This is a genomic window from Chryseolinea serpens (genome assembly GCF_900129725.1).
Classification (GTDB): Bacteria; Bacteroidota; Bacteroidia; order Cytophagales; family Cyclobacteriaceae; genus Chryseolinea; species Chryseolinea serpens.
The window spans coordinates 372,910-389,734 of record NZ_FQWQ01000004.1 but is presented as its reverse complement, the minus strand read 5'-3'; the positions used below and the strand labels follow the sequence as shown (position 1 = coordinate 389,734).

The following is a 16,825-nucleotide window of genomic DNA, read 5'->3' as shown; positions in this document are numbered from 1 at the left end:
ACAATTAATGAATAGGTTCACGTTTTATTTCTACAATGCGAATGGGCATCGTCATGGGTACTAGGCCTAATTTTAATACCACCCGCTGCCCTTTCTCGCTAGCCACAAACGCTACAAATCCGCTGCCAAGTCTTGCCTTGGTTTCGCGGCTAACCATAAATATCTCTCGTGAAAGGGGGTAAACTTTCTGGGCGATGTAAGCTTGGTAAGGCTCGTAATACTCTCCTTCTCCCCGTCTTACTCCCGCCACTTTTATTTGTCCCAGGAATCGATTGGAGGTGGAATCGTCGTTGTCGCTGATCCAACTCACCCCGATCAATCCAATGGCATTCTCTTTTTTCGATACATAATTCACCACCGCCTCGTTGGTGTTCACGCCAAAGCAATTGGCCGGCAGGTTTCCGAAATCCCCCAGGGAATCGCGCAAATGCCGGATAATGCCTGAATTAGGATGGTCGAAAACCACTTCGATCTTGGCCGATTTGCCTTTGGGGTTCAACTGCTTCCAATCGGTGGTCTTGCCTTCCAGTATGGCCTTGAGTTCATCGAGGCTGAAGAGGCTGTCAGGATTGTTTTTATGGACGATGAGGGCCAGGCCGTCTTTCGCGATCGATACCTGGTTGGGCACCAGCCGCTGCGTGTCCAGCACGCTCTGCTCCTCTTTCCGGATTTTCCGCGTCACGATGGCAATGCGGGCCGTGTCTTTCAACACAAGCTGTATGGCCTCGTCCTCGGAAGTGTAGATGGCGTCGATGTGGGCATCCTTGTAGAGGCCCTCAAAGGCGTCGATCTCAGCCTCCATCAGGGGTTTGAGCGATTCGTCTACCGCAATTTTGATGTGTCCCGCCGTAGGTGTGTCCACCCGGTAGTCGACGGCGCGTTTTCCACAGCCGCTTGCCATCAGGGCGATCACAGAAACCAATACAGCGATCCTCATTCGCTACTGTTTAAAGTATTTTCGGTAAACACCGTATCCTCTGAACAATCCATAAACGATCATAATAACACCCAGAGGAAGCGTATAGCTTGGCGGGATCCTGAACATTTTGTCCGCCCGCCAAGCTACCGCAACACCGAGCAGCACATACACAACTGCCATCGTCAATCCGAGAAGCTTCATAGCCGTCTCGAAGGGGGCAGCGGGCTTGTAACCATCCGGTCGGGGTCTCATAATGAATTAAGTCGACAGTTTGAATTTGATAGGCAACACGAAGCGGGATTTAACCGCCTTACCGTTTTGCTTACCGGGTTTCCAGGGCGGCATGATCGAAACCACACGGGCGGCTTCTTTGTCGCACTCTGCGCTCACACCTTTGATCACCTGCACGTCGCTGATGTTACCAGACCTATCTACTACGAAGCTCACGAACACAGAACCTTCGATTCCCATCCGGCGGGCTACCGCAGGATATTTCAGGTTCTTGCCCACGAATTTCGCCATGGCCTGGAGGCCACCTTCGAATTCGGCTGGCTGCTCTACCACGGTGAAGATCACGTCTTCTTCCACGGCGGGTTTGGCCACTTCGGCTACAGGTTCATCGAACACCACTTCGCCCGTTCCTTCCTGCTCGGTCGGTCCGGTATCATTTTCCTTGATCTCCTCGATGGTGGGCATTTCTTCTTCCTGCACTTCCTTCTCCGTCACTTTCGGGGGAAGGAATTTGATGATGGTTTTCACCGGAGGGGGAATGTCCAACTTCGGGGGAGGAGGCGTGTTTTCCTGGATGGGCGGGGGTGCCGCTAGATCCGTGTATTTCGTCGTTTTGAGAACCACGGGTTCTACGTCTTGCTGTCCTTTGATCCATTCTGCAATGGTCGGATAGGCCAGCACGAAGCCCAAAACTAAAAGCATACCGATGAGGGCGAAGATGACGTGTTTGGAATAGTTCCTACGGATAAAATACGCTCCGTACTCCTTGTTCCGGTTTTCGAACACTACGTCTTCCCACAAGGGTTGCACGGTTAACTGTTCTGCTTTCATAAGTTTGATTCTTTTACAAGATCCTTATCGACGTCGGTCACTTTGACGATCGCATAGCGCTTCATGTTGGTGATGTTCATCTCGTCCAGGATATCGACCATGTTCTTATACTTGGATTTCTCCAAAGCCTTGATGAGGACGATCATATCCTTGGTCTGAGCATCTTGTGCGTATAACACTTTCCGAATGCCATCGGCGGAAAAATTGGACACTTCGATCTTGGGATCGGTGATCCCTTTGTACCAATAGACTTTATCATTCTCACCCAACACGAGGGTAAGCACCTTTCGCTCGTTCACTTCTGGCTGCACATCATCCGGCTTCGGTTTGTCCGGCATGGTGATCTCCATGGTTTGGGGCTTATTGAAGGTGGTCGTAAGCATAAAGAAGGTGAGCAACAAGAAAGCAAGATCCACCATGGGTGTCATGTCAATTTTGGTTGACGACTTCTTACTTCTGACTTTACCGTCTTTTTTACCACCACCGCCGCCCTGCTGACTTACTTCTGACATAGTTGTATGCGGTTAGAGTTTAATAGGGCCTTTTTCCATGTTCGTGATCAGGTTGAACCGGGTCACGCGGTTGTCAATCAAGGTATTGATAACCTTCTCCACAATCGGGTAGTTGGATTCGCGATCGCCTTTGATAGCGATGCGCAGTTTGGGGTTGGTTGTTCTCGCAAAAACAACCCAGTCTGCCAGTTGATTGTTCAATGAATCGGCGGGGATACCCGTTTGATTCACCGTTTTACGTTCATCTGGGCTCAGGGCCAGGAATTGCTTCATACCTTGAATAGGTATTCCGAAGCTGGGGAGCAGGGAAAATTTTTCCTTGTCCTGGTCGTCGAACGGAATTCCGTATTTCGCACCGATCTTGCCCAACAGCTCCTGGCGGTTGTACTTACCATCCATATTAAAGAATACGACGCCGTCTGGGGAGATGGTAATTGTCAGGATGTCTACTTCCGGCAATTTGATCTCCGATATCGAAGAGGGCATGTCTACTGCTACAGGTTCTTCGGGTGCAAACTTTGTAGTGAGCATGAAGAATGTAACCAACAGGAAGGCCAAGTCAACCATAGGCGTCATGTCCAAGGACGGAGATGCTCTATGTACTTTTACTTTTCCCATATTAATTAAGCTTTAGTTTTAGCCGTAAAGTTTTGAACGATGCTATAGCTGGTTTCATCGATACCGTATGTCAATGCATCGATAGCAGAAGTAAAGTAGTTATAGAATACGATCGCGATAGCAGAAGTACCGATACCCAAAGCTGTGTTAATAAGAGCTTCAGAGATACCACTGGCCAGTTTCACAGCATCCGGTGCACCGGCTTGCGCCATGGCCGCGAATGCGTTGATCATACCCAATACTGTACCCAACAGACCCATCAGTGTGGCGATCGAAGCGATGGTCGCGATGATCACCAGGTTCTTTTCCAACATCGGCATTTCAAGCTGAGTGGTTTCTTCGATGTCTTTCTGGATCAACAATACTTTTTGTTCGGCATCCAGAGTCGTGTCGTTTTGCAGCGCGCTGTATTTGGAAAGACCAGCTTTCACAACGTTGGCTACAGAACCTTTTTGTTTGTCGCACTCATCGATTGCTTGTTTGATATTACCGGTAGCGAGCAGGGTTCTGATCTTTTGAACAAAACCGCGTACGCTGCCTTTTCCTTTTGCTTTAGAGATCGTGAGCAGACGTTCAATAGCAAACGTAAGCGTCATCATCAAAAGGGAGATCAGGACGGGTACGATGGCCGGACCACCTTCGTGAACAGTACCCAAATAGTTAATGGGGTGATGGCTGGCATCGAAGTTTTCTTCCGCACCCAGCACAAAGAAGTAGAACAGATAGGCCAGAATTAGTTCTACGGGGATTATAAACGCGGCAAATCCGGATCTTACGCTGTCTGCTAATGAATTGGAATTCTGAGTTTTCATAAGTTAAAGGTTTACAAGTTTTATTAAAGTTTAAGTAAAGAAACACGTTCAATGCTTAGACTTGCCGGTAACAAAGCAAATCTATAATCGCCTGCCCCCCTGAAAGTCACAGGGTCAAGCTGTTTTTTTTATTTTTTCTTTCTGCACCACTCCACGTCACCTTTCAATCTTCAAATTCTATCTCCAAATATCTTACTTCATTTTCTCCTTCAGCATTTTTCGTTGTGCCCGGAAAAATGCCGTGATCACCGGGATAGCCGACACGAGGATCATGGCGACAACGATGATCTCCAGGTGGTCGATGAGTCCGGGGAAAGCGTTACCCAACAAGTATCCAGCCAAAACCATAGTCACGATCCAGGCGGATGCACCCAGTAAATTATAGATCCAGAACTTTTTGAAATCGATACGGGACATGCCGGCCAGTATGGTCACAAAGGTTCTGACGATGGGGAGGAATCTACCTAAGACAAAGGCCATCATACCGTACTTTTGGTAAAAGGTCTCCGTCATTTCGATGTATTTCTTCTTGTAGAAAAAATTCTCTTTGCGCCGCTCCAGGTAGTGTTTGGCCCATCGCCCAAATCCATAGCCCACGGTCGAGCCCAGGACGGCCGCCAAAATAAGCAATGGAATTAAAATGACAACAGGTGTGCTTAAGTATTTTGATTCACAAAGCAGCCCGGCGGCAAAAAGAAGGGAGTCTCCGGGCAGAAAAAAACCAAAGAATAATCCGGTCTCCGCGAAGATGATGGCCAGCAAAAGAGCGAGTCCTCCATAGTGGATAACCATCTCCGGGTTCAATAAATCTCTAAAAGATAAGGCGGCTGCAAGCATGGTTTAAGTTCATATTCAAATGATATGAAAGCGTAATATCGTGTAATAAAAAGTTATTTGAAACATTCTGAAAAGAACTCTCAGAAAAAAGAAAACGGCCTTACCTAAGGAGCGTTAGCTGTGATGAACACATAGAAGATGTTGCACTGAAAAGTGTTGGCGAAAAACGCCGGGCTCCCGGCGATCGCAGTGTTGAAAAATTCTACAGGCTGGGCAAAAACATCCCCTGCACTGAGCGTTCCTTTCGCGAAGGATACCACTCTTGCTCCAGTGTCTGCGGCCTTGCGCATCACGATAGCCTTGGATGAAATCGGGCTAAACGATAGCAAATGGTCAGATTTAGGAGGGGTGAGACGAGTGCCCGTGCGCAAATAGCCGATGATACACGTCATCAATACGGCCTCAAAAACCACTCCTGATATTCTCCTCGATTTCGTGAACGTTATGTTCATTTCTATGCCGTCAAAGACCTTTGCGAATGGTCGCAAATGTAAATTAAAATTTTTCAGCAAAACCCAAATTCCAATGAAAATATTCCCTTTCCAGGGCGTTGCGCAATGAAAAGGGTTTGCGAATGTTGCGAAAAGGTATGGCATTCCCGGTTTATCTTGCCTACCGTTAACATAAATCCTTACATGGCGCATTTTCCCTATATCACATTGACCATATCCGAAATAAGGCTGGAAACCCCCAACACCAAATCATTCGTGCTCCGCCCCGACGGGCCGCTCCCCTATCTGCCCGGACAGTTTCTCACGCTCGTCTTCCCCAAGGCCGACAAGGAGGAACGTCGCTCCTACTCCATCTCCTCCAATCCCCATTTGGGTGAACCGCTCACCATCACCGTGAAGCGCATCGACAACGGCGAGTTCTCGCGCTTCCTGTTCGACCGCTGCACCGTGGGCGACACGTTGCTCACCATTGGGGCTACCGGCTTCTTCACGCTTCCCGAATACATCGATGGCTACCACCGCTATTTCTTCCTGGCTGCCGGGAGCGGCATTGCCCCGATCCTTCCCCTCATCAAAACCCTGCTGCACGATCATCCCTCACGAAAAGTATTTCTGCTCTACAGCAATCGCGCCGCAGACCAAACGATCTTCCACCGCGAACTCGTGGCGCTGGAACAAACGTTTCCGCAATTCACCGTCATGTTCCTGTTCAGTTCTGCGCAAAACCTGATGAAGGCCCGCGTGAGCAAACTCATGCTTCAGCAATATCTGAAGGAACATCTCCCCGAAGAACCCGACACCGCGTTGTTCTATCTCTGCGGTCCACACGACTACATGCAAATGATCGCCATCACACTGCTCACGGAGGGCGTGCCCGCAGCGAACATCCGCAAGGAAAATTTCAGCACGGTCAAACCCGTGGTGAAGGAACTTCCTCCCGACCAGGCGCCCCATCGCGTCACGATTCACTACGACAAAAAAGAATACACAATCGATGTTCAGTATCCACTCACCATTTTGGAAACGGCCAAGCGCGCCGGCATCGTGTTGCCCTACAGTTGTGAAGCCGGCAAATGCGGAACGTGTTCGGCCACTTGCCTGCAGGGAAAGGTCTGGCTCTCCTATAACGAAGTGCTACTCGACAAAGAACTGAACGCCGGCAGAGTGCTCACCTGCGTGGGATTCCCCTATGGCCAAGAAGATGTGGTGCTGGACTTTCCTCCGCTGCATTGATGGCTAAGTTCTTTTTACAACGAACAAAAAAAGAGAGCCGGCGAATACCGGCTCTCTTTTTTATTTTAAAAACGTCGCGTCGCTTAGTTCTCGAGACCAAGTTCTTTGTAGCGTTTTTCGATGCGCTTGGTCTGATCTTCCATGCCCAAATCTCTGTAGATGGAGTAGAGCACGTCCAGCACTTCCTGGTCGGAAGGGTTGAGTTTTTCGGTGTTCTCCCAATACGGCAGGGCAAGCTTCAATTTGTCCACCAGCACTTTGTCGATCTCAAACTTTTTCTTGCGGTCCGCGGCGGAGATACCGAGGCTGGACATTTCCTTCTTCAGGTTCCCCGCCTCTGTGTACATCAGCTTGGCCAAATAGAAGGAAGCTTCAAAATATTTGGGATCGATGCGCAGGGCTTCTTCGTAGTTTTTCTTTGCCTCGGCATTGTTGTTCAGGTTGGCGTTGGCGTAGCCCAAATAGAAATGCAGGATCTTGTTGTTGGGTTCTTTCGCCACAGCAGATTCCAGTCCCGACTTGGCTTCGTCGATGCGCTTCAAGTCGATGAGCAATCCGATCTCTACTTTGGGAAAGTCGGTGTTCTTGGGGAACTTGGCCTTGGCTTCGCGCACCAGCCGCAGGGCTTCTTCTTTGTTTTCCCGGGGGCCGCTGTTGATGTTGATGATCACCGAATACGCATCCGACGACTTGCCACCCAACTCCATGTATTTTTTGAAATTGGATTCAGCCTTGTCGTAGTTCTCCATGGCGTTGGACACAAAGCCAGCATAGAAATAGGCCGTAGTATCGCCGGGGGTGATCTTTTGTACTTTCTCAAAATTCTTCAATGCGCCTTCCAGGTCTTCTTCCTGGTAAAGGGTGGCTCCTTTGTTGAGATAACCGTTGGCCCAAACCGCGATCTGCTGGCTCTTCAACACGGGAAGTCCATTGGCTTCCTGCACGAAGAATTCTTTTCCTTTGCCATTCATTTCATCGCCCTTTTTGAACGCGTCGAGAGCGGCTTCAAAAGCATTGGGGTCGAGGGCTTTGAAAGCTTCGTTTGACGTGGTATCCAACGCGGCATACACGAGACCTTTATAATAGTAGGTCTTGGGGTCGTTCATGGTTTTTTCGTAGGTAGTTGCCGCGTCGACCATGGTTTTGGCTTCGTCCAGTTTGCCCTCTTTGAAGGAGGACAGCACCTTGTTAAGGTTGGGTTTCACGGGCTTTTGTGCAAACACCGATGCGGTCGCCAGCATTAACAGTAAGAGTGTTATTCGTTTCATTTTTAACGTAGGGTTTATGGTACTATTTATTCATTAGGGGGTGGTGGTGTGTCTTCCAATGTTGGGGCATCAGGTGTGGTTTCATCCAAACCCGTTTCTCCCGCTGAAGCTACCTCCTCGATCTTCTGGATTTTCTCGACCGAAGAGATGCGATCATCTTCGTTGAGCTTGATCAACCTTACACCTTGCGTAGCGCGGCCCATAATGCGGAGCTCGCCTACTTTGATGCGTATGGTGATGCCCGAACGGTTGATAATCATCAGTTCATCATCATCTCCCACTTCCTTGATGGCAACAAGCTTGCCAGTTTTGTCCGTGATGTTGAGGGTCTTCACGCCCTTTCCTCCGCGTTTCGTGATGCGATAGTCGTCGATGAGGGAGCGCTTGCCGTAGCCGTTCTCGGAAACCACCAGCAAATTAGCATCTTCCCGGCTTATACAAACCATGCCGATCACTTTGTCGGTGGCCGACTCCAACGTGACCGCTCTCACCCCGGCAGCCGTCCGGCCCATGGGGCGCACATCGTTTTCGTTGAAGTGAACAGCCTTGCCCTCACTTTTCGCTATAATGATGTGATTCTTTCCGTTTGTCAATGAGGCATTTAAAAGACGATCACCTTCGTGGATGGAGATGGCCGTGATACCGCCCTGGCGAGGTCTGGAGTAGGCCTCGAGCGAGGTCTTTTTAATGGTCCCGTTTTCGGTGCAAAGAATTACAAAGTTGTTGTTGATGTACTCCTCGTCCGTGAGGTTCTTCACGTTGATGACCGCGCGCACCATGTCACCCGGCTCGATGTTGATGAGGTTTTGTACGGCGCGTCCCTTCGACGTCTTGGTGCCTTCCGGAATTTCGTAGGCTTTTTTCCAATACACTTTGCCCATGTCGGTAAAAATGAGCAGGTAATTATGCGCTTGCGCGATGAACAAGTGTTCGGTAAAATCGTCTTCCTTGGTAGCGGCACCGCGCGATCCAACGCCACCCCTACCCTGCGTGCGATACTCCGACAATGACGTGCGCTTGATGTAGCCCTGGTTGGAAATGGTGATGAGCATTTCTTCATTGGGGATCATGTCCTCAAACGAAATGTCGTCTTCATTGATCACCACTTGCGTGCGACGCGCATCGCCGTAACGCTCTTTCAATTCGGTTAGCTCGTCTTTGATGATCTGCATCCGCAAAGGCTCGCTGTTGAGGATCTCGTTCAAGCGGTCGATGAGCGCTTTCACTTCTTTGTATTCTTCCAGGATCTTGTCGCGCTCCAGGCCGGTGAGGCGTTGCAAGCGCATGTCGAGAATGGCTTTCGCCTGAATTTCGCTGAGGCTGAAACGTGTGATCAATCCTTCGCGCGCCGTTTCCGGATCTTTGGAATTGCGGATCAAAGAGATCACTTCGTCCAGGTTGTCGAGGGCGATGAGGTAGCCTTCGAGGATGTGGGCGCGCTTCTCTGCTTCCGCTAACTCGAATTTCGTGCGGCGCACCACCACTTCGTGACGGTGTTCTACGAAATACTTGATGAGGTCCTTCAGGTTCAGTGTCATCGGACGTCCCTTTACAAGGGCGACGTTGTTCACGCTGAAAGCAGACTGGAGTTGGGTGTATTTGAAAAGGTTATTGAGAACGATGTTGGGAATAGCATCCCGTTTCAGATCGTATACCACGCGGTATCCTTCGCGATCGGATTCGTCGCGGAGGTCGGAGATGCCTTCGATCTTCTTCTCGTTGATGAGGGCGGCCGTTTTCTCGATCATCATGGCCTTGTTCACCATGTAGGGGATCTCGGTCACCACGATCTGGTCTTTGCCGGTAGGCGATGTGACGATCTCGGCTTTGGACCGCACCACGATACGGCCGCGACCGGTCAGGTATGCTTCCTGAATGCCGGAGTGACCGTAGATGATGGCTCCTGTCGGAAAATCGGGAGCGGTGATATACTGCATGAGCTCCGGTATGGAGATCTCGTTGTTATCGATGTAGGCCATCGTGCCGTTGATGACTTCCGTGAGGTTGTGGGGGGCCATGTTGGTGGCCATGCCCACGGCAATACCGGACGAACCGTTCACCAGCAGGTTCGGAAACTTGCCGGGCAACACGGTAGGCTCGGTGAGCGAGTCGTCGAAGTTGGATTGGAAGTCGACCGTATCTTTGTTGATGTCGGCCAACAATTCCTCGGCAATGCGTTTGAGGCGGGCTTCGGTGTAACGCATGGCAGCGGGGAAGTCGCCGTCGATGGAACCGAAGTTTCCTTGACCGTCCACCAGGGTGTAGCGCAGTGACCAATCCTGGGCCATACGCACCATGGTGTCGTATACCGAGGAATCACCGTGCGGGTGATACTTACCCAAAACCTCCCCCACGATACGGGCGGATTTCTTGTAGGGTTTGTTGTAGTTCACACCCAGCTCCTGCATCCCGTAGAGCACCCTGCGGTGCACGGGTTTCAGACCGTCGCGAACGTCGGGCAAGGCGCGTGAAATGATGACGGACATCGAATAGTCGATGTACGCGCCGCGCATTTCATCTTCAATGTTGATGGGAATTATACTTTGCCTTTCCGGGGGTAGGCCACCACTCTCTTCTGCCATGTAAAATCTTTGTTTTTAGCTCAAAAGGGGCTCTTTTTAAAGCTGTGCAAGATAATAAAATTCACAGTTTATTCAGGGCTAATCACAAATAGTTTATCGTGTTTTTTCCAACGGTTTTTCCGTTCCAAACCGGTTGGTTTGGGTTGGTCTGTGAGGCCTCAATACGGGCTCAACTTCTTCTTGTTTCGCCCTTTGTACTTGATGAGATTCGGATAGTTTTCGCCGTAGTGCGGGTCTTGTTTTTTGTAGATGGGATGCCTGCGACTGCGATACTCGCGGTTGCCATGGGCATGGTTCATCTGCGCGTGGCAACTCTTCAAAAAACACCGGCGCAATTCAGGGATGCGATAGGTCGCTCCCACGTTGATGTAGAACGCGTTGAACTTGTGCGTGATGGCATCACCCCCTTCGGGAACGTTCATCTTATAGCTCTTCACCTCGTATGACGGGCGCACGAACACGCGGAAATATTCCGACATCTCGCGTTCCACCGCCACGCCGACGTTCATGTAGACCCCTTTCTGAATCAGGCTCTTGTCGAAGTTCTTGCCCATGCTGTAGCCTCCGATGTTGGCATCGACCACCAGCAGGTATTCGTTGTAGCGGTACACGGAACCGCCGATCATCCCGAAATACTTCTTCAGGAAAAAGCTCGAGAAATCGGTATTGAAAGAATTGATCTTGTCGCCATAGCTCGTGGGCTTGAAGGTGCCCATGTGCATGTACTCGATGGAATAGCCGCCGCCGATCCGGTAGCGGTCGAACTCCACGTGGAGCGTAGCTTTTATCGGGATGCTAAACGATTTGCCTTTAAACCCAAGCTTGGTGGTGTCAGAGTTCACCTGGAAAGATCCGGGCTGCACGGTGTTGCCCGTAGCCGTCACCTTGTTTACCCAATCGGTATAGCCGGCCCCAACACTGGCGGGCTTAAAGAGCTTGGGCATGGAATCCGGGTTCTGTAAAATGCCATAGCCCTTCAGGTCGTGCTTGAACGTGGTGTTGCCATACCCGGTGCTAAGGCCAAAGGTGACCTTGCTCAGGATCTTGCGGAATGCGCCGATGCCCTGCCGTTTGATGTAGAAATTTTCCAGGGGAATCGAGGCATCGCTTTCACTTTCGTATTGCGCCAACGCCTTTTCCGGCAGGGTAGCCAGGCAAACGACAACAAGCGCGACTATTGCGGTAAAACGTCTCAGAAAAAAACCGGTTTATGCTTCCAAAGTTAAAAAATGTAAGCCGTTCATAATCTGGCCATTGGGTTTTAAAGGTACGTCAAATTCTGGAATCATCCTATTGCCGGGCCGCACGGCGCGAAATTTGAAACCGGAATGTCGGTGAAGTGCGGTGTGTTGCGATTCATCCTGCAATAAGTCCCCATGAATTTCATCCTGTCTACCCTAAAAACTATAGCTCGGCGCCAACGATTCTAACGACGAGAATGTGTGAAATAGTGTCCTTCCTTTTTGTGGCTGGTAGGTGAACGAATAGTCGGTGCCACTCCCCTCGCCCGGCAGCAGCTTTAGCTTCACTTCGTTTTTCTCTCCGGATACCAGCGGGATGCGCGAGTAAAAAATGCTGTGCGGCAAAGTTTGCCAGTTGCGCGTATCGGCTTTTTCGGTGGCGGCGTTCACCACGCCCAGCAACGCCCCCAGGCCTTCGTCTTTTTTCCGCAAGCTTTGTTCGGTCACTTTCTTCAGCGCGGCCCGCAGCAATCCCTTGGCAAACTCCTGCAACATGCGCTGTCGCAGGCTTTGGAAAGCTACTTTACTCACGTTCTCGGCCAGTTGCAACGGATATTCGGCGCCATTGGCTTCCAGGTTGGCGGTTTGAAAATACAAGGGGCGTTCCACGTATCGCGGGAACATCACGCGATAGAACTGCAGAGCCGCCAAACCGCGGCGATCGTTTTCTTCTTCCACCGGAAACGAAAAGACCATGCCCATAGACTCGTTGGTGAATAGCATCGTGTTGCCCGGGCCCGGCGCAATCACAAAGTTGATGCCCCATTCCGTCTTTACAGGAGCCAGTCCGTTGTGCCAGAAAAATACCAGTTCGGCATCGGGTTGAACGGGGGTATAGTCCTGCATGCCGAATTTGGTCTTATAATTTTCAAACTCCTCCATGAAGCCGGTCCAGTAGGCGGTGTTCACCAGGTCTATTTTCAATTGTTCCGGCACGCTCATGTGAAACATTTTTGCGTACTCGTTCTCATAGACATCCAGCGCGTTCCGGTAGGCGATGAAGGCATTGTTGTAATCCTTGGTCGACTGATAGATAATCCCCATCAGCGTGTGAATGAACGCGTCGCGTTGCAGTTTCTCTGGCGAAGAATATTTATCCGTGAGTTGGTTCAACCGGATGTTAAGACGGCGGCACTCCACCAGCGCATCCTGTGGCTGATTCATTTTCAAATAGTTGATCGCTTTGAAATACAAGACCATCAGGTGTTCATGGTCCTCGCCGCGATAGACGGTGAAGTTGGGGTTGGTGAAATAGGAAACGCCCTCGTTGAAATAGTTGATGCGATAGTCTTCTCCAAAAAGAAAAGCTTTTTCCAGAAAGGCATTGCTCTCTTCGTAGTCTCCCAGGACCGAGAGGAGCAGCCCTTTGTTCGCAAAAAAAAGAAATCTCGATTTGCTTTCGGCTTCGCTGTTCTTCAGGGCGTTGAGTGCCTGTTGCAGATCGCCGTGTTCAAATTCGTAGTTGAAGTCGAGGTGTTGCTGATAGTAGGTGGCACACGCCTGCAGTGTGATCAGCGCGAAAGTAAAAAGGGCAAGCCGTAACGACTTCGCGGTGCTCATCCGTTCTTCACAAATTTCTTGATCTCCTGCTGTCCGTACCACACCCGCTTGCCCGTCTCGATGTCGGTGAGGTAGAGCGTTGTGATGTAGTTGACGACGCGCTTTTTGTTGCTGGTGTCTGTTTCGGAGGTCATTTCCCCGAAGAGCATGAGGTTGGCGCCGATCTCCTTGCCCCATTGGGCCACGGTGGCCGGGTCGGCAAAGTCTTGCTGCTGGGCGCGCTCCTGGCGCAGCTTGTCACGAAATTCTTCCGACTCCACCACTTCGGCCACGTTGGAGTTATAGATGGCTACTTCCAGTTTTTTGATGTAGGTGTCGGCGTCGATGTGCTCGCTGGTTTTGTTGCGGATCAGGCCCACAACGATGGCGGGCTTACGTCCTTTTTCTTTGGCGTACTCCTTGAATCGTTCCGACGTCATGAGTTCGGAGATCATCTTGTCGGCTACCAGCCGGGAATCGGAATCGTTCCAGCGGCCGCTGAGATCGATTTGGGTGTCGGGGGCCACGCGGGTTACACTTTGCTGACAGGAAAACAAGGTGGCCAGCAGAATGATCGCAAAAGGCTTCTTCATACGGAAATTTGATAGAGGAAAACAAGAATCTTGCCGAAGATACGCAGAATGTTCCGTGAAAGTTTTTTCATCCTTCCCGGGCGGTAAAATTAATGTGTGGCCTTCAACCGGGCGATCACATCCATGGGGTTGGCGGCGCTGAACACAAAGTTTCCGGCCACCAGCACGTCGGCCCCCGCATCCAGCAGCGGCTTCGCATTTTGCTGATTCACACCACCGTCTATTTCAATGAGGGCGGTGGCGTTGGCATCGAGGATCATCTTTTTGAGTTTCTCCACCTTGCGATAGGTGTGCTCGATGAATTTCTGCCCCCCGAAACCAGGGTTCACCGACATGACACAAACCAGGTCGATGTCGGCAATGATGTTTTCCAACTGTATCACCGGGGTGTGCGGGTTGATGGCCACGCCGGCTTTGCAACCCAACGCTTTGATCTGCTGGATGGTGCTGTGCAAGTGCTGGCAAGCCTCCACGTGCACGGAAATGCTATGCGCGCCGGCCTTGCAAAACGCGGCCAGGTAGTGGTCGGGATTGACGATCATCAAATGAACATCCAGTGGTTTTTTGGCGTGGCGTTTCACCGCCTCCACCACGGGCAGCCCCATGGAAAAGTTGGGCACAAAAACCCCGTCCATAATGTCCACGTGAATCCAGTCGGCCTGGCTGTCGTTGATCATTTTTACCTCGCGTTCGAGGTTGCCGAAGTCGGCGGCGAGTATGGAGGGAGCGATTACCGGAGTTTGCATGGTGCGTTGTTCTGCCCCAAAAATAAGCGTAAAGTTCTATCTTCTACACGCTCCCGGCGTCCGGGGCCTTATATTTTTATGAGCTTATAGGTGAACCGTTTGTCGCCCCACGTCACCCGCAGAAAATAATACCCCGACGACACGGGGGCAAGGTTGACGGTGTAGGCACGGTTCAGCCACGAGAATGTGGTTTCGCCCTGAAACACGACCGACCCTTGTGCCGACAAAAGCTCGAGCTGACAGGTGGCCACCTGGTTGGGATCGAACGGGCGAATGGTCAGGGTATCGTGATTGACTGGATTGGGAAATACATCAAACGTATCCTCTTGGGGCGTCTGCTCGATGTAGTTGACCACCGCTTTGAAATTGGGGATGCCGTAACCCAAAAGATTGTCGGGATTCTTGGCTTGGGATGCTGTCTTGCGGATGACGTCGATCACCTCCTTGTTGCTCAGTTTCGGGTACCGCTCCCACACCCCGGCGACCAGGCTGGTGATGAGGGGGGCCGACACTGACGTGCCGGTGGCAATGCTGGTGGTGCCATCGGGCCGGATGATGCTGGTGCTCACTCCCATGGCGGCCACATCGGGTTTTATCCGCCCATCGGCCGAAGGGCCCATGGAACTGGAGGCCGCGCGCGTACCCCCGCTGGTGACATTGGCTACGGCCAACACATCTTTTGCGTCGGCCGGAGCGGTAATGAGCTGCCATGCCGTGGCACCTTCGTTGCCCGCGCTGCACACGATGACCATGCCGCGGTCTGCCGCCCATTGGGCTGCTTGCGAGATCACGGTGGTCTTTCCGTCCAAGGCCTTTTTGGCATAGTTCATCGTGGCGTCGTCGAAGTCGTAATAGCCTAAAGAAGAGTTGACGATATCAACGCCAGCGCTATCCGCACGCTCGGCGGCGAAAAGCCAGTTGTATTCTTCGATGCGGTATTCGCTGTCGGTATCTTCGGTGACGTAGAGCTGGTAGTTTGCCTCATAGGATCCCCCGGTGAACACACCGTCCTGATTGGCGGCGATGACGGAGAACACTTCGGTGCCGTGTTCGTCGTACTGAAACACATTGTCGGTGTTGCCGACAAAATCACGCGAAGCCACCAGGTCGATGCGGTTCTCCTGGATAATGTGGTGAAAGGGTGCGGCCGTGTTCACCCCTGGAAAGCCACCATCGAAAATGGCCACCAGCATGTTCTCACCTTTATAGCCGGCCGCTTGCATTTCGTCGAGTCCTATCAACTGCAGTTGCGCCTGTGTTTTGGCCGGCGCTTCCTGGGCTTTCACAGCCTTGTTGTTTTTTTTGCGGCCATTGGTCAACCTGGCGTTTGGGGCAACCTGTTCAACGTGGTCAATGAAAGACAAGGCTTGCACGGTGGCCAGCAGGGAAACATCGCATTGCACCAACACGCCATTCATCCAGCGCGTGGAGAAAAATACGGACGCGCCGGTGGCAGCGACGCTTTGAACATAGGTGGAGTTCACTGGGAGATCTTGCTCCACCACGGCGATGCCTTGTTGGATCCGGCGATCGATGGCGCGTTGTGAGAGAAAGGCTTTGGGGGCGTTGGTGCTGTAGGAAGTACCGGCTTTGTCTTTGAAGAACACCATGTAGCGATTCACCTGTGCGGTGGCCGCAGCGGAAATGAACGTGAATGCCAGCAAGATGATCAACCTATTCCAACCCATGTTCTTTTATCGTTTGGGTGTAGATGATCCCTTCGTTCACGACTTGTTGTCCGAGGCAGCCCTCGTTGGTATCGGTGCAGTAATGGAGCTGCGTGGTTTCTTTGTAGACAAGGCCAACGTTTTTGGCATAAACCTCTTTTCGCTTGTCCAGGAAGACAATAAAATCCTCGTTGTCACTCTGCTTCACAGTGACGCAGTTATCGAACGTTTTTTGATTGAAGGTTTGGGATTGGCCAACGTCCTGGAGCAGATAATCTTCTGCCGTTCCGTTGTTATACAGGTTGCCATTCCAGGTGCTCCCCTCTTTCAATGGAAATTTAAGTTTGAGATACGACGTGTTCGCTTCGCTTTGCACGGCCTGCCGGTCATCCAATGTCGATGACCAGGTGTCCATATAGGTCCAGGCGGTTTGTCCCGCAGCGCGTTTGTAGCGATAGGTGACATACGTGTAACCTTCCTGGACGGCAAATGAATCCACCACCTGGATCTTCAATTCGTAGGCAAGGGTTTCGGGTACGCCCAATGTGTATTTTATCTCGTTGACGTCATAGACCTGGTAGCGGCCTTTTTGAAGGGGGAAAAAGTCCATGCCAGGGTCGGTCTTGCGCACCTCATCAGAAGAACAGGAAACGGCCGCCAACACCACCAGGGCACATAAGAATCTTAAAAAATGCTTCACCGATAATTGGTTTTTCTTTAATCCCGGCACACCTTTGAACGTAA

16 protein-coding genes are annotated in these 16,825 nt (G+C 51.2%); 1 reads left to right on the top strand and 15 read right to left on the bottom strand.

Translation table 11 applies throughout. The features are described 5' to 3' along the window. Window positions 1-4 precede the first annotated feature (4 nt). The 7 genes from BUB30_RS26135 to BUB30_RS34920 all read right to left on the bottom strand — a co-directional run bounded on the left by BUB30_RS26135 (window position 5) and on the right by BUB30_RS34920 (window position 5,212). Entirely contained in the window at window positions 5-937 is a 933-nt protein-coding gene (locus BUB30_RS26135) for a PstS family phosphate ABC transporter substrate-binding protein (protein WP_073140449.1), read from the bottom strand. A gap of 240 nt (window positions 938-1,177) precedes the next feature. After that, on the bottom strand, window positions 1,178-1,981 hold the full coding sequence (locus BUB30_RS26125) for an energy transducer TonB (RefSeq protein ID WP_073140443.1): 804 nt from the start codon (window positions 1,979-1,981) through the stop codon (window positions 1,178-1,180). Beyond that, complete coding sequence (locus BUB30_RS26120) at window positions 1,978-2,493, bottom strand: ExbD/TolR family protein (RefSeq protein WP_073140440.1); 516 nt, start codon at window positions 2,491-2,493, stop codon at window positions 1,978-1,980. Before BUB30_RS26120 ends, BUB30_RS26125 begins: the two co-directional genes overlap by 4 nt. 12 nt (window positions 2,494-2,505) lie before the next feature. After that, complete coding sequence (locus BUB30_RS26115; protein ID WP_073140437.1) at window positions 2,506-3,111, bottom strand: ExbD/TolR family protein; 606 nt, start codon at window positions 3,109-3,111, stop codon at window positions 2,506-2,508. 5 nt (window positions 3,112-3,116) lie between these two features. After that, window positions 3,117-3,923: a MotA/TolQ/ExbB proton channel family protein gene (locus BUB30_RS26110; protein WP_073140434.1), complete on the bottom strand. Its 807-nt coding sequence runs from the start codon at window positions 3,921-3,923 to the stop codon at window positions 3,117-3,119. Window positions 3,924-4,115: 192 nt separating this feature from the next. Next, a complete protein-coding gene (locus BUB30_RS26105) occupies window positions 4,116-4,760 on the bottom strand; it encodes a DedA family protein (protein WP_073140431.1) in 645 nt (214 codons plus the stop codon). 104 nt (window positions 4,761-4,864) lie between these two features. Continuing rightward, the gene (locus BUB30_RS34920; protein WP_143165091.1) at window positions 4,865-5,212 is read right to left on the bottom strand and encodes a hypothetical protein; all 348 of its coding nucleotides are present in this window, start codon (window positions 5,210-5,212) and stop codon (window positions 4,865-4,867) included. 183 nt (window positions 5,213-5,395) lie between these two features. Here BUB30_RS34920 and BUB30_RS26095 point away from each other — a divergent pair, with 183 nt between their 5' ends. Next, complete coding sequence (locus BUB30_RS26095) at window positions 5,396-6,445, top strand: ferredoxin--NADP reductase (RefSeq protein WP_073140425.1); 1,050 nt, start codon at window positions 5,396-5,398, stop codon at window positions 6,443-6,445. Window positions 6,446-6,528: 83 nt separating this feature from the next. Here the strand turns inward: BUB30_RS26095 and BUB30_RS26090 are convergent, their stop codons facing one another. From BUB30_RS26090 to BUB30_RS26055, 8 genes are all read right to left on the bottom strand, one after another. After that, window positions 6,529-7,713: a tetratricopeptide repeat protein gene (locus tag BUB30_RS26090; RefSeq protein ID WP_084138408.1), complete on the bottom strand. Its 1,185-nt coding sequence runs from the start codon at window positions 7,711-7,713 to the stop codon at window positions 6,529-6,531. Window positions 7,714-7,739: 26 nt separating this feature from the next. Continuing rightward, window positions 7,740-10,295: a DNA gyrase subunit A gene (gene gyrA / locus BUB30_RS26085; protein WP_073140419.1), complete on the bottom strand. Its 2,556-nt coding sequence runs from the start codon at window positions 10,293-10,295 to the stop codon at window positions 7,740-7,742. Window positions 10,296-10,453: 158 nt separating this feature from the next. After that, window positions 10,454-11,425: a hypothetical protein gene (locus BUB30_RS26080; RefSeq protein ID WP_073140416.1), complete on the bottom strand. Its 972-nt coding sequence runs from the start codon at window positions 11,423-11,425 to the stop codon at window positions 10,454-10,456. 267 nt (window positions 11,426-11,692) lie between these two features. Beyond that, on the bottom strand, window positions 11,693-13,096 hold the full coding sequence (locus BUB30_RS26075; protein ID WP_073140413.1) for a COG3014 family protein: 1,404 nt from the start codon (window positions 13,094-13,096) through the stop codon (window positions 11,693-11,695). After that, a complete protein-coding gene (locus BUB30_RS26070) occupies window positions 13,093-13,668 on the bottom strand; it encodes a penicillin-binding protein activator LpoB (protein ID WP_073140410.1) in 576 nt (191 codons plus the stop codon). Before BUB30_RS26070 ends, BUB30_RS26075 begins: the two co-directional genes overlap by 4 nt. An 89-nt stretch (window positions 13,669-13,757) precedes the next feature. Beyond that, window positions 13,758-14,414, bottom strand: coding sequence for a ribulose-phosphate 3-epimerase (rpe, locus tag BUB30_RS26065; RefSeq protein ID WP_073140407.1), 657 nt, complete (start codon window positions 14,412-14,414; stop codon window positions 13,758-13,760). Window positions 14,415-14,482: 68 nt separating this feature from the next. Further along, window positions 14,483-16,102: a S8 family serine peptidase gene (locus tag BUB30_RS26060; RefSeq protein WP_084138407.1), complete on the bottom strand. Its 1,620-nt coding sequence runs from the start codon at window positions 16,100-16,102 to the stop codon at window positions 14,483-14,485. Beyond that, the gene (locus tag BUB30_RS26055; protein ID WP_143165090.1) at window positions 16,089-16,781 is read right to left on the bottom strand and encodes a hypothetical protein; all 693 of its coding nucleotides are present in this window, start codon (window positions 16,779-16,781) and stop codon (window positions 16,089-16,091) included. Before BUB30_RS26055 ends, BUB30_RS26060 begins: the two co-directional genes overlap by 14 nt. Window positions 16,782-16,825: the final 44 nt, after the last annotated feature.

Excerpts from the sequence above, each read along its gene's own strand:
- BUB30_RS26105 (WP_073140431.1), bottom strand. The coding sequence starts at position 4,760 with ATGCTTGCAGCCGCCTTATCTTTTAGAGATTTATTGAACCCGGAGATG.
- BUB30_RS26125 (WP_073140443.1), bottom strand. The coding sequence starts at position 1,981 with ATGAAAGCAGAACAGTTAACCGTGCAACCCTTGTGGGAAGACGTAGTG.
- BUB30_RS26090 (WP_084138408.1), bottom strand. The coding sequence starts at position 7,713 with ATGAAACGAATAACACTCTTACTGTTAATGCTGGCGACCGCATCGGTG.
- BUB30_RS26115 (WP_073140437.1), bottom strand. The coding sequence starts at position 3,111 with ATGGGAAAAGTAAAAGTACATAGAGCATCTCCGTCCTTGGACATGACG.
- BUB30_RS26110 (WP_073140434.1), bottom strand. The coding sequence starts at position 3,923 with ATGAAAACTCAGAATTCCAATTCATTAGCAGACAGCGTAAGATCCGGA.
- rpe (WP_073140407.1), bottom strand. The coding sequence starts at position 14,414 with ATGCAAACTCCGGTAATCGCTCCCTCCATACTCGCCGCCGACTTCGGC.
- BUB30_RS26070 (WP_073140410.1), bottom strand. The coding sequence starts at position 13,668 with ATGAAGAAGCCTTTTGCGATCATTCTGCTGGCCACCTTGTTTTCCTGT.
- BUB30_RS26095 (WP_073140425.1), top strand. The coding sequence starts at position 5,396 with ATGGCGCATTTTCCCTATATCACATTGACCATATCCGAAATAAGGCTG.
- BUB30_RS34920 (WP_143165091.1), bottom strand. The coding sequence starts at position 5,212 with ATGAACATAACGTTCACGAAATCGAGGAGAATATCAGGAGTGGTTTTT.
- BUB30_RS26075 (WP_073140413.1), bottom strand. The coding sequence starts at position 13,096 with ATGAGCACCGCGAAGTCGTTACGGCTTGCCCTTTTTACTTTCGCGCTG.
- BUB30_RS26120 (WP_073140440.1), bottom strand. The coding sequence starts at position 2,493 with ATGTCAGAAGTAAGTCAGCAGGGCGGCGGTGGTGGTAAAAAAGACGGT.
- BUB30_RS26060 (WP_084138407.1), bottom strand. The coding sequence starts at position 16,102 with ATGGGTTGGAATAGGTTGATCATCTTGCTGGCATTCACGTTCATTTCC.
- gyrA (WP_073140419.1), bottom strand. The coding sequence starts at position 10,295 with ATGGCAGAAGAGAGTGGTGGCCTACCCCCGGAAAGGCAAAGTATAATT.
- BUB30_RS26135 (WP_073140449.1), bottom strand. The coding sequence starts at position 937 with ATGAGGATCGCTGTATTGGTTTCTGTGATCGCCCTGATGGCAAGCGGC.